At 41.8% G+C, this 12,550-nt stretch carries 15 protein-coding genes and 1 pseudogene; 2 read left to right on the top strand and 14 right to left on the bottom strand.

All coding sequences use genetic code 11. The features are described from left to right. Positions 1-268, top strand: a 268-nt coding sequence (locus ACVRZH_RS09380) for a type II toxin-antitoxin system RelE/ParE family toxin (RefSeq protein ID WP_447455029.1), incomplete at its 5' end; no start/stop codon positions are given. A gap of 28 nt (positions 269-296) precedes the next feature. On the opposite strand, the gene ACVRZH_RS09375 is transcribed toward ACVRZH_RS09380, so the two are convergent. The 13 genes from ACVRZH_RS09375 to ACVRZH_RS09315 all read right to left on the bottom strand — a co-directional run bounded on the left by ACVRZH_RS09375 (position 297) and on the right by ACVRZH_RS09315 (position 10,931). Next, positions 297-662, bottom strand: a complete 366-nt coding sequence (locus tag ACVRZH_RS09375; RefSeq protein ID WP_447455028.1) for an HNH endonuclease — start codon at positions 660-662, stop codon at positions 297-299. Between the two features lie 52 nt (positions 663-714). Beyond that, positions 715-852, bottom strand: a complete 138-nt coding sequence (locus ACVRZH_RS09370) for a DUF6900 domain-containing protein (protein WP_447455030.1) — start codon at positions 850-852, stop codon at positions 715-717. A gap of 134 nt (positions 853-986) precedes the next feature. Beyond that, a complete protein-coding gene (metK, locus tag ACVRZH_RS09365; RefSeq protein ID WP_447455027.1) occupies positions 987-2,024 on the bottom strand; it encodes a methionine adenosyltransferase in 1,038 nt (345 codons plus the stop codon). A gap of 249 nt (positions 2,025-2,273) precedes the next feature. After that, positions 2,274-2,846: a PBECR4 domain-containing protein gene (locus ACVRZH_RS09360; RefSeq protein ID WP_447455026.1), complete on the bottom strand. Its 573-nt coding sequence runs from the start codon at positions 2,844-2,846 to the stop codon at positions 2,274-2,276. Positions 2,847-3,126: 280 nt separating this feature from the next. Beyond that, positions 3,127-3,477, bottom strand: a complete 351-nt coding sequence (locus tag ACVRZH_RS09355; protein WP_447455025.1) for a type II toxin-antitoxin system PemK/MazF family toxin — start codon at positions 3,475-3,477, stop codon at positions 3,127-3,129. An 8-nt stretch (positions 3,478-3,485) separates the two neighbouring features. Continuing rightward, a complete protein-coding gene (locus tag ACVRZH_RS09350) occupies positions 3,486-3,977 on the bottom strand; it encodes a helix-turn-helix domain-containing protein (RefSeq protein WP_447455024.1) in 492 nt (163 codons plus the stop codon). 1 nt (position 3,978) lies between these two features. Further along, positions 3,979-5,319, bottom strand: a complete 1,341-nt coding sequence (locus tag ACVRZH_RS09345) for an SNF2-related protein (RefSeq protein WP_447455023.1) — start codon at positions 5,317-5,319, stop codon at positions 3,979-3,981. Further along, the gene (locus ACVRZH_RS09340) at positions 5,300-5,581 is read right to left on the bottom strand and encodes a VRR-NUC domain-containing protein (RefSeq protein ID WP_447455022.1); all 282 of its coding nucleotides are present in this window, start codon (positions 5,579-5,581) and stop codon (positions 5,300-5,302) included. Before ACVRZH_RS09340 ends, ACVRZH_RS09345 begins: the two co-directional genes overlap by 20 nt. Before the next feature lie 248 nt (positions 5,582-5,829). Further along, a complete protein-coding gene (locus tag ACVRZH_RS09335; protein WP_522732203.1) occupies positions 5,830-8,055 on the bottom strand; it encodes a virulence-associated E family protein in 2,226 nt (741 codons plus the stop codon). Then, positions 8,004-8,354, bottom strand: coding sequence for an rRNA biogenesis protein rrp5 (locus ACVRZH_RS09330; RefSeq protein ID WP_447455020.1), 351 nt, complete (start codon positions 8,352-8,354; stop codon positions 8,004-8,006). Before ACVRZH_RS09330 ends, ACVRZH_RS09335 begins: the two co-directional genes overlap by 52 nt. 11 nt (positions 8,355-8,365) lie before the next feature. Next, positions 8,366-8,827 carry a DUF7768 domain-containing protein gene (locus ACVRZH_RS09325; protein WP_447455019.1) on the bottom strand — a complete coding sequence of 154 codons (462 nt, stop codon included), beginning with the start codon at positions 8,825-8,827 and terminating at the stop codon, positions 8,366-8,368. A gap of 214 nt (positions 8,828-9,041) precedes the next feature. Next, complete coding sequence (locus ACVRZH_RS09320; protein WP_447455018.1) at positions 9,042-10,358, bottom strand: helix-turn-helix domain-containing protein; 1,317 nt, start codon at positions 10,356-10,358, stop codon at positions 9,042-9,044. Positions 10,359-10,361: 3 nt separating this feature from the next. After that, positions 10,362-10,931, bottom strand: coding sequence for a hypothetical protein (locus tag ACVRZH_RS09315; protein ID WP_447455017.1), 570 nt, complete (start codon positions 10,929-10,931; stop codon positions 10,362-10,364). 87 nt (positions 10,932-11,018) lie between these two features. Here ACVRZH_RS09315 and ACVRZH_RS09310 point away from each other — a divergent pair. Further along, a pseudogene (locus ACVRZH_RS09310) lies at positions 11,019-11,651 on the top strand (S24 family peptidase). 162 nt (positions 11,652-11,813) lie between these two features. On the opposite strand, the gene ACVRZH_RS09305 reads toward ACVRZH_RS09310, so the two are convergent. Next, positions 11,814-12,305: an immunity protein YezG family protein gene (locus ACVRZH_RS09305; protein WP_447455016.1), complete on the bottom strand. Its 492-nt coding sequence runs from the start codon at positions 12,303-12,305 to the stop codon at positions 11,814-11,816. Positions 12,306-12,550 lie beyond the last annotated feature (245 nt).

Here is a 12,550-nt window from a genome sequence, read left to right as displayed (position 1 = left end):
TTATAACTACATCCTTAATCACTTTCTTGCACCTCAAGCTGCCGAAAATACAATGTCTAACATCAAACTTGCCATTACAAAAATTGCGGAAGTGCCAAGTCTCGGCATTGATGTATCTGAACGTGTCTATCGTCAATTTTCAAACGAACATCCATTAAAAATGATGATTGCTGGCAATTACCTTGTCTTCTACGTTTTTGATGACACAACGGTCGCAATTCTTAGAATTCTCTACCAAAAACAAAATTGGGTGCAACTCTTCAAATAAAACGAACCACTTGCGAGTGGTTTTTTTGTTAGAACCAATAAGTATATTCCACATATCGGTCAGTCGTCTTGGTCTTCCTATCATGACAAGACTTACAAAGTGCTTGCCAGTTAGATTGATTCCAAAAGAGTTCTTGGTCACCTCTGTGGGGTGTGATATGGTCAACAACAGTAGCCTTGGTCAGTCGACCTTTGGCTTTGCATTGAACACAGAGTGGATGAACTTTTAAGTAACGAAGTCGTGCTTTGTTCCACTGTGCACTGTAGCCTTTGGCTTTGGTTGACTTGGCATCCAGTTGCAGGTTTTCTTTATGGTTGTCACAATACTTGTGACCATAAGGTACTAAGTTAGGACAACCATTTTGTTTACATGGAGTGCTTGGTCTTCTTGGCATTAGCTTTTCCTTTCCACGACAAAAGCCCTACCCTTTGGTAAGGCTTGTTGGTTTATTTAACGCTGGCTTGACCTACTTGGTAGGCTCGCTCCAAAGCTCGCTTGATGCCCCAAACTGAAACATTGTGGAAATCTAAGTTGTCGATTCGTCTAGTCTCAAGCGTTTCAATCAAACGCTCTTCTTGAGTAATGGCTGTTAAGAGGGCTTATAGGTTTTCTTGTTGGCGTTTAGTCATGGGGTTGTTCTCCTTTTGTTTTGGTAAGTGTATATTACCGTAGAAGCCAAGACTTATCCAGTCTTATTTGCATTATTTTTAATGTTTTTTTACAATTCCCAAGGCAAGGTTTTCTTACCAAAATGCCCGTAGGTTGCGGTTTTAGTGTAGTCTACCCGAAGAAGATTTAACTCCTTAATAATCCCTTGTGGGGTTAGGTCATAGCGAAGCCCAATCATCTGTGACAAACTGTCATTGGTATAGTTACTAGTCCCAAAGGTTTCCACAGAGATAGAGACTGGTTGCTTGAGTCCAATCGCATAGGCCAATTGAACCTCACAGCGTTTAGCATAACCATCACGGACAATATCCTTGGCAATCTTTCGAGCCATGTAGGCTGCCGAGCGGTCAACCTTGCTTGGGTCTTTGCCAGAGAAAGATCCGCCACCATGACGACAGAAACCTCCGTAGGTGTCTGCGATAATCTTTCGACCTGTAACTCCAGCATCCGAATAAGAACCACCTAGCACAAAGCGACCCGTTGGATTCACCAAAATCTTGAAATCGGTGTTTTGTTTGTATCGTTTGGCAACCTTAATCATCGCCTCTTTGACAATGGCTTTAACTTGTTTACGAGTTGCACTTTCCTTGTGCTGAACAGACACTAAGAAAGTCTTAATCCGCTTCTTATCGTAGTCATAAGTGACTTGAGCTTTGGCATCCGAAAGCAACAAGGGATGATTGAGAGTTTTCAACTCTTCCAAGACCTTGGTCGCAAGGACATAAGGAAGCGGTAGGTATTCAGGTGTTTCGTCAGTCGCATACCCAAACATGAGACCTTGGTCGCCTGCACCCCCAGTATCTACACCTTGAGCGATGTCTTTACTTTGAAATCCGATTAGATTTGTGACTTTGACGTCTACCATCCCAAGTGGTTCAACAACTTCTTTTACCAAAGATTCCACATCAAACAGGGCTGAGGTCGTAACTTCACCAGCCACAATGACGTGGTTATCTTTGATGAGGGTTTCAACCGCCACACGGCTAGTCTTATCTTGAGCTAGACAAGCTGTCACAATCTTATCTGAGATTTGATCACAGATTTTATCTGGGTGTCCATGCGACACCTGTTCACTTGTAAATAACATATTCTGCCTCTACGCAAAAAGCCCAACCCTTACAAGAGGGTCAGGCTCGTTTCTATATTTTTTGACATCATAAGTATACCACCTCTAAAATGAAAAGTCAGTACCGTCTTAGTTCCACATTAGTACCGAGGTAGTTCCGCCACAGTTCCACATTAGTACCGCCCTAGTACCGTCTTTTCAAAATTCATTATTTTTACTTGACAAATAGAAAAAGACTTGAATTTAACTTCAAATCTTTACATCAGTTTTCTATTGATTAGAGTTGTAATATTCTTTTACCTCTTGTGTCAACAAATCTACAGAATAAATCTGAGTTACCCCTTCACCAATCGGAAAACTATTCTGTGATTTTAAGTCCAACAATGACTGTGGTACAACCTTACGAGTTGTGTCTTTTAGAGTTACAGCTAAAATTTGTTTCTTCGTTCTCAATGCATAATCAAATTCTAAAAACAAATACCGACCTGAACCAGTAAGTCTCAAATAGGAACTCGTTAATTCAGAGATAGAGGCTAAAACTTGTAGTTTTTGCAAAGTTGTTCCGTCTTCTTTAACCTTCAATAAATTTAAATTGACCTGCTGATCCAAACAATCAATAAAAAATTTTTCTGCTCCTTTGGAATAATTCAATCCACAGAGATGCATATAATTGGTTTCAGAAAAATATACTGCTACTTCATCATGCGGTGTGCAGTAAACCATTTTTCGGCCAACAAAATGTTCATGAAAATAGCTTGCTGCTTGATGCAATGTATTCATACTCTGCTCCAAGCGTCTCAACTCTTTCACATTAGGTTTTATAAACTTAGATCCCTGTGTCACGTACTCCTCCAAAATTAAAAACGACCCACAACTGTGAGTCGCCTTTTAGTCGGTTTATTCTGGTGTCTGCCACCCGCCTAGCCCTTACGTCTAGGATTAGTATCGGTTTTAGTTTTGGTGTCCGCCACCCGCTTGGCCCTTATGTCCAAGATTACTATCAGATTGACCATGAGCCGACTACTCATCTATAACTCTATTATACACTATTCTAACTAAATTTCAAGAAATTTTAATCTCAAAATGAACACTTTTACTTGTAAGACTTTCTAAGTTCATACCATCATAAACCTAATTGCACTTTTAAAGCTCTATCAATCTTATTCAACCAGTTCTTATCCCACACGCAAGCAATCTTTTCTTCCAACAACCCCTTATCAATGGTACTCACTTGCTCGGCTAGAACAAGACTAGACCGTTTTAGTCCTTTAATAACACCTTGTGGTAAAAACACATGAGTGGGTAACTCCTTCTTCTTTTTGACCTGACTGGTTAATGGAACGACTGTCACCAGATAAGAATTGAGGTTGGCTAAGTCGTTGCTGACAATTAAAGCCGGTCGTCTCCCTTGTTGATAATGGCTACCTTGCAGATGACTAAAGTTCACATAATAGATATCGCCTCTCTTACACATATCTCCTCCTAACTTAACAAATAATCCACTAGCTGTTGTTCTTTCAACTGGTAAATGACATCAAGCTCCTTAATAGCTCTTTTTTTCCATCTGGTAATGCTACTACGACTGATATGGTACTTGACCATGAGATTATCCCAACTCTCTCCTTTTACAACCAAATCCACGACAAAAGTCGAAAGGTCTTCAGGCAACTGCTTGATAGCCGTCTCAAAGAAAGCCAAGTCCTGAGTCAATTTTAAGTATCTATCAGATAAAAACTGATAGAGTTCTCGATTGGCAGCCACCGTTTTTTCTCTGAAGGATAAGGCAATGGTCTCTGTTCGATCATGACGTTTGGTCATGGTTACCCTTGGCTCATCACTTTGCCCACCAAAGACCATGGTATCAATCATCTCGTCTTCTGTGATACCGACAAAGTTTTCCAGCTGATGGCGTAATAGTTTCACTTCTTTTTGCATCATCTCGTAATTCATAAACAAGCGTTCTGCTTCTGACATCTTATCCTCCTTTCAAAGACACCCTGACTGCCTCAATGATATGGTCTTGGGTGACCGTTTTAGTTTTTAAGCGTTTCATAACTTCCTCATCAATCGTCCCCTTTGTGATGAGGTGATGAATGACAACCGTTTCTGTTTGACCCTGTCTCCAGAGTCTGGCATTTAATTGCTGATAAAGTTCCAAAGACCAGGTCAAGCCAAACCAACAGATGGTCGAACCGCCAGCTTGAAGGTTAAGCCCATGACCACTACTAGCTGGATGAATAAGCCCGATACTAATCTTTCCTTGATTCCAATCATCAATCGCTTGACCGCTCGTAATAGTTCTAGCCTCCTTGAATCGCTCCTTAAGTCGCTGTAAGTCATGTTTAAACCAGTAAGCTACAAGAAGAGGTTTGCCCTGCATGGCTTCCACCATCTCTTCCAAGACATCAAGTTTCTTATCGTGAAAGGGAAGAACAGTTCTGTCTTCACCATAGACTGAACCATTAGCCAGCTGTAAGAGCTTGTTAGACAGACTAGCACTATTGATGGCATCAATGACTTGGTCTTTTAGTGACACGACCAATTCTTGTTTAAAGGTTTGGTAGAGGTCTTTTTCTTTAAGATCCATCTCGACCAGTACCTCATGGTCAATTCGTTCTGGCATTTGGAGGTAATCGAGAGCCTTCATAGAAATCGTCATATCAGAAATACGGTCATAGATGGCATCTTCTGCTCCCTCTTTGGGTTTGTAAGAAAAGACTACCTGTCCATTTCGCTTATCTGGTAGAAAATACTGGTCACGAAATACTGTGATAAATCGTCCCAACCGCTTACCACCATCCAAGATACCAATCTCAGAAAAGAGGTCCATGAGGTTACCAGGTGTTCCTGTCAATCCCACCATCCGCTTGGTGCTGGCTTGCACACGTCGCAAGGCCTTAAAGCGTTTGGATTGATAAGACTTGAAACTAGACAGCTCATCAATAATCACCATGTCAAAGTCAAAGAGCTTATTGTCAATCAGCCAAACCACATTCTCTCGGTTTAGGGTATAGAGAAAGGCTGGTTTTTTGAGTGCTGCTCGGCGTTCTTTTTCTGAACCAACGACCACGGATAAGCTAAGGTCTGAAAGATGGTTCCACTTCTTTAATTCTTCCTGCCAGGTGTGTTCTGCCACTCGAAGTGGGGCAATGATAAGCACTCGCCTCACTTCGAAAGAATCTAAAATTAAGTCCCAAAGAGCCGTCAATGTAATCACCGTTTTTCCCAAGCCCATCTCAAGCATAAGACAGGCAGTAGGATGACTCTTGATGAACTCTGTCGCATAGATTTGGTAATCATGTGGTTTGTAGGTCATCCAATACCCCTTCAATTTTTTCTAAGCTGTCTAAAACATAAACCTTGAAGCCCAAGTTTTCTAACTGTTCTAATCTCCTGACCTGTAAAGGACGAGGGACTTTCCCAGGAGCCTTCACTTCCACAAATCCAAGGCTTCCTTGAGGCAAGAGCACCAGCCTGTCTGGAATGCCAACCCAAGAGGGAGACGTCAATTTCAGAGCCAATCCACCTCGACACTTAACTGCTTTCACCAATGCTTCTTCCACTACTTTTTCTCTCATCACAATCCTCCAATCATCAGTTGCCGATGGCGGTTGCCAAAGGGGTTGAAATCCTATACGCGTGTACAGGTGTCCGATAACCCCTTTTTCTTATCATTACCATTACTCTATTAGAAGAATAGGCAACTAAGGAAACCAAAGACTCAGAAAACCTTATCTGACAAGGAACTTTGTTGGTTGCCGTCTCGGTTGCCTAACGGCTTTATTGGCTACCTTGGGAAACCAATTCCCCTTAAAAACAAGAGGACTTAGTTGCCTACTGGCAACCGTACAAAAGCCCTCTGGGTTCCATAAAGGGCAAATTTCATCTTACCTGTCGCATTTCCTGTGTACTTGGTCCAACCACCAATTTTGTTCAAAATCCCTTCAATTTCGTAGGAATCAATCTTTTTTAAATTCTGGCGTTCCTTGCCAAAGCACTCGCACCAGATTTCCATAATGCAGACCCGCTCTCTATTAACTGTCCCCTGACTGATTTTGCCAAACTCGCCACCAGACATAAATGTTCGACGCTCATAGAGATCCATCTGAGACCAATTCTCAGGCAATAGAGTATTCAGGTAGTCAGCCACAATCCCTTCACGGTCATCCGATTCCATAGCCGCCTGCTGTTCCTGAACCGCTTCTTTGGCCACACTACCTGTAAGATAGAGGGCTTCCCCTTCCTGATAGTAGGTCTTGGCCTCTGCCCACAGCTGGTCGATATCTGCCATCTGCCACGGTTTCTTCTGACTGTCCTTGGTCACCTGTACTGGCCAAAAGCGACGATTACCCGTCACATCTCGTAAAAAGCCTCCTTCTGAGTTGGTCGATCCGACAATGACACAGGTTCTTGGGTGACTTTCCACATTAACCCCGTAAGCTTGGCGGAACTTATCGTCCTGCCTGGTCACAAAGGACTTGACCGTTTCCACATCGGTCTTTTTAATCCCGGTCATCTCAGAGATTTCTAAAATCCAGTAGCCTTGGAGCTTCTCTGCAGCTGTCTTATCCCTCATGTCTGAGATAGCTAGAGAATCCGAAAACCAGCTACCGCCTAGCTTCAAAAAGAAGGTGGACTTCCCTAGCCCTTGCGGACCATTCAATACCAAGATGGAATCGAACTTGATTCCTGGTTCATAGATGCGTGCAATAGCTGCGACCATAGTCTTTCGCATCACCGCTCGTGTGTAGGTAGTGTCCTTAGCCCCCATGTAATCGATTAGAAGGTGCTCAATCCGCTCAACCCCATCCCAGACCAAGGGTTCTAGGTACTCCTTGATAGGGTGGTAGGTCCGCTCTGCGGTCACCACCGCAAGAAGAGCATCCTTGAACTTGGTTGGTGACCAGATGCCATAAACCCGCTCAAAATAGAGCTTGGCATTAGCCAGGTCAGAGTCGTTCCAGCCACCCTTGACCTGCTTCCAAGGCAAGGGGCCTTTGACATCGATGATGTGCTTGAACTCGTTGTAGACGATGTTCTGGAGGTTAGGATCATAGCGAACAATGGTTGCGATATTGGAGAGGGTGTCTTTGACCTTCCCTGTCCTATCCAGCTCCAGTTGATACTGCCAGTTGGGGTCATCTTGAAACTCTAGACTCGCTTGCTCGAGACGCTCTTTGGCAAGTAGCTCTTTGGTAAGGTCGTCTTTTAGCACCAAGTCCTGCATGGCCTTAAACGAGGGCTGCTTACTGGTGTCCTTTTGTCCCTCATCGTCTCGATCCCCAAAGAGGTGGAGTCGCACCAAGTCAAAGCTGGATAGGAGCCTTCCTCCATAAGGGTCAGTGGCATGGTGACTATAGGCAAACTTATCCTCATAGATGACAACACCGCCACTTGTGGTAGCATGGACGTAGTCGTAACGCCCAGGATAGCTAGAGGGATGATAAATGTCTGAAAGGAAGGTTGCGATGGCTTCCGTGATGGGGTAAGCTCGGTTAAAGGCTCCAATCAAGCCTGTCTTTTCTAAGGGGTTAGCCTGTCGCTTAATGGCTCGCTCCATCAGCTTGGCCTGGCGACTAGAAACTGGCCAAGACTTGGTGTCCTTCCAGTTGGCATAGCGGGCCAAGACCTGATCAGGATTAAGGAGCTCTCCAGCTAATTTGTGAAAAACAAACTCTCCATCCTGTGACGTCGATGGCCAGTACATGAGTCGACTTGGCTCATAGGTGGTATCGTCAAAGAGCTCAATGCCAATATCCTCGGCCACTTTTCGACTAACAGCTTGGTATTCCTCGGCACTCACTTCCCTTGATAGAGGAATGATGAGCCGCAAGCGTGGCTTTTGTGGACTATGCTTATGGGTAGAATAGAGGTAAGCCTTGTGGTCAAATAAGAGCTCCAACTCATCCACAATCCCTACCGTCGCAAAGTCCATATCAAGGGTTAAAGCCGAGCGGCTAATCACCGCATCCTTCTTGCGTCTACCGTCCTTAAGCCTACCTAAGACAAAGCCTCCGACATGCTTGATGTCATCTTGTTTAGACTTTGGCAAGGACGCATAGGGTATTTATTCACCTCAACTTCTGAGAGCTTATTAGCTCCATACCGCTGCAGGAGTTCACGGACCTTATCCGTTTTACCGGCCTGCGATTTCTCAGCTAGAACCTTTCTGATGTCCTCAATCGCAACAGTAACAGTTGACTCTTCTACAACTTGTGCTTTTTCCTTAACATTAGTAACTCCAACAGATTCTGGAGTAACACGTTCCACACCCTGGCACAGGTCTTCTAAACTATCTGCCAAATTTCGTAAATGGCCAATAATCAGACTTAATTGTTTCATATTTCCCATAGTTAGACTCCTTATCCAAATACCTTGGCCCAAAATGACGGCTCTTTTTCTCTCAATCTGCTATGACCATCTTCTGCATAAACCACATTGTGACCACTACAATCAATGGCAAAGTTACGCTCTACCCGGTCATCAATATCCATGGTTCTCGGATTGATGGCTTGTCCATTCTCATGAAAGAGGCGAAAAGGAATGCCGTATTCTTTTGCGGCAGATATTTCATAGCCCATGCCTTTAGAGATGACTGGTCCAAACACCCAAATTTCATCACACCGCTTTAGAACTTCACGACTCATGGTCAGCCCCTTGATACGGTCATCAGGGTTGCTCTCATCTAAGAACTGAGTAAAGAGTAGATGGGAGGCGATAGGTGTAAAACCTCGCTTGGTCGCCAAGAGACAATAGTCTCGTGCCTTCTTCTCATTTTCAATAACTCGCCCTCGGTAAGGCGAACAAATAAAGACTGTTTTCATTGATTGATTATCCGTTCTAAAAATTTTTGGAGTTACTTATGATGGCCATCTCCAACTCACAAAACTAGTATATAGCCAAATCCAAAAATCTCTCAGGGAAGTTTTTCCCTATGAAAAAAGCCCATAACATTGGACTTTGAGGATAATTTAACTTTAATATAACTGTTTTGGGACACAAAAAAGGGAGAACATTCCCCTTTTATAGATTATTTTTTTAGAATAAGGTGAAATCTGGATTCACTTCCTTGAAGTGAGCCTCACACTCCTCTATGCTTTTCATGTAACAAGAGTTTAAAATCACTTTCAAAGCAATATCCTTCTCGGTCAATCGGAAGATATAGCCAGCCTTAGTGACCAAGTCCTCACTCAAATTAGGAAAAAGCTTGAGGGTAACCGCAATTGCGACCAGACGAGAGAGGGAAGGGATTTTTTCCTCATCTTTTTCATACTGACGATAGGTCTGAACATCAATACGAATAGCCTCTGCTAAAATATCTTGAGGGCAGTCCTTTCGCTTTCGGTGAAACTTTAGAGCTTCTTGAAAGAGAGCAGGTGTTTCTTTAAGAAGGCTAACCACCTTTTTCATTAGGCGTTTGAAATTCTCAGGAGCTAAACTCTCTACCAAACCATTATTACCCATATCCTCCATAAAATCGACCTTGATGTCGTAAGCAGATTTGACCTTGGTGCGGTTGAGGACATAATCACTAAACTCTTCCGAGCTAATCGTCTTCTTAGCATTACGGTCTGAAAAAGTAAAGCGTAAGCAACACTCATCCATGTGTTCATAAGCATAATCGGTCATGATAATAGTGTTCTCATAAGTCTCGATATACTTATCATTATTTAGGCAGACATGGTTATCCACAAAGACAAACTTCTGACTATCAATGGCCTCCTTAAAACGAACATTAGAAAAGTATTGAAAACATAACTCGGTGAAAGAAATCGTATAGGTCTGCCTGTCCTTAAAGGCATCTAGCTCAAAACTGTAGTTTCTCAGATAACGGTCATCCAAATAATTATAGACACCATGAGCTTCTTTATAGCCTAACTCAATCATCCGAATTTTTGCGGCTTGTCTGGATACCCCAAAGAAATTTGCCAGACTATCCACCACTTCTATGGTGACTTCAATCTTAGACAGATCACTATAAATGGATGATAAGGCACGATAGAGACCCTCAATTTTCTGTCTTGTCTGCTTCTTTGGCATAAGGATTTTAGGAGCTAGGTTATTAGCCTGCCATTCCATCCAGTCTAAATCAGTCCAGTTGGCCACATCTGACAGGTTTTCCTGTGTTCGACAGGATACCGAATCATGAGTTTCATCCACCAGCATACGCAATTCATGATAAATGCGATGAAACTCCCAATGAACACACTCGTGGATAATGGTATTGTTTAGGGAGCCGATATTTCGTTTTTGAGAAACCTCCTCATCCGCACAGATTGTTCCTTTCTTGATTAATCGCCTGATAGCTTGATTGTTAGTATCATAAGTCTCTATCTCAGTATCCTTGAAGACCATCTTTCAAAAGATAGAAAAATCAGAAGAGAGCTTCGCTTCAACAATCGTTAAGCCCATGGTAGCCGCAAGCTCTGTCACCTCAATCTTGGTCGGTGATTTGAGAGCCTTGGGGTAATATTTGTCTAGAAAGGCTTGGGCTAAGTCATCAAAGTTAGTCTTTTTAATATAGGGCACACCTGACCGACTGAGGAAACGGCTACACCGTCTATTTTGTTCTTTCAGGTCAACGGATTGAACCACAAAAGACTTAATACCATTATCTAGGACAACTTCTGTGACCATTGAGAGCCAGATGGTTTTCTCATCTACCTCTAATTCTCCCTTATACCGTTCGCTCACTTCCACAAAGGCAGTCACCACAATCTCCATCTCCAAACGGTTATTGTCCAGCATTGACGTATAAATGGTATAAACATCTATATCAATTAGCTCAATATAGTTCCTTGGATTGCGGATGTTTCTGGTCGATAAATCAATCTCCTCTCTGTGTTCAATCAAAAACGCCCTGGCCTTAGCAAAAAGGAGATTATAATACTTCTTTTGGATATAGGTTTCAAGAGATGGTCTGGACATGATAGGACTCCTTTTCTTTTATCTTGAATTCTATTATAGCTTATGGTATAATTTTGTCAAGTTATAAATTGACAAAGAGACAAAGACATGTTCTCACCCACAAAACTCAAACAACATCGACAAGAAAAAAAATATTTCCCAGACTGCTATTGCGAGTGTACTAGGAATTACAAGGTCTGCCTTCTCTGCCTGGGAAACTGGGAAAGCTGTCCCAAACAAAAAACACTTAGACCAACTCGCTCAAGTCTTAGATATTAACATCCAAGACTTGTACGAGGAGCACCCTCACCTCACTCTCTACAAACAACTCAACAAGACAAACAAAAAGTTCTCCCGCTATTCTCTGTGCAAGTATTTGATAATGTGGCTTTATCAGCTGGGCATGGGAATGGACTCTGGGATGAATACGAGACTAAGGAAGTCTTTACAGATAAACAGTACCTCTACGATGTGGCGACATGGATTGAAGATCAATCAATGGAGCCTGTTTATCAAGACGGTGAAGTTGCCTTAATCCGTGAAGGAGGCTTTGACTACGATGGAGCAGTTTACGCCATTGTCTGGAATGAGCAAGTTTACATTAAGAAAGTATACCTTAAAGAAAATGGTTATCGCCTAGTATCTATAAGTGAAGATTATCCAGACAAGTTTGCGCCAGCAGAGGACGAAAAACGGATTGTAGGAAAAATAGTAGGAAACTTTATGCCTATAGAACAGTAAAAGCACTTGAAGAATTAAGGCTCTATAATTTCTGTAGTGGGTAACTCCACCACGGAGATTATAGAGCCTTTTAAGTATGAAAAAGTCCCATATGACTTACAATGAAAAGCGACAAAACTCACATTAGAGGCTACCATACCTCCTTCCTCTAGAAATAGAATTTTAACTGTTATTTTTTTTCTGAAATTCTTCCATCTCTTCAAACAATTTCATTTCTAATTCATTTTGAGGGATTTTCCCAAGATGTGTATACTGAAAATATTTTAATCTTTGATTGGATGTATAAGAACTATTTAGCCAATCTGCATAATCAAATTCAACTTTTAATGTTGATTGATTATGTACAATAATTGTCATCCATACCCATTTTTCTTGACCATTCTTATCTAACAGGTTATGTATTTCTCGTGAAGTAGACATTAACTCATTAAACCCATTCATATACTCTGAAAATGAAATGTTATATTCCTCTGGAATATCATGAGAGTATTTATATTTCTCTTCCTCCTCTGAACTATTATAATAGAATAACGTTTCTCCTTCACCATCTTGTAATTCAGTATAAATGTATAAATCCTTCCAATTAATTGGTATCATTGCATTTGTAACTTCAACCATTTTCTTTATTAACTGGTTTAATTCATTTTCAAACATAGTTAACCTCCTGCTTTATTATTAACCTGACGGATTCTAATAGGCTCGCCTTCAATTCTATACCTGATATTGAAACTATCTGGTCTAACTGAACTTGAACCATAAACAGGTTCAATATTATAGTCATTTAGTTTTAAAATAGTATTCTAAAGCAGATTGAACAGAACATCCTGTTCTTAACAACTCAGTCACCTTTCTTTTTAGAGTAGCCCAAAACTGTTCAATGGGATTGAGTTCAGGAGAAT

The organism is Streptococcus fryi (assembly GCF_053206505.1).
Note: the sequence above shows the minus strand (reverse complement) of the source record. Positions and strands in the feature narration are given on the sequence as shown.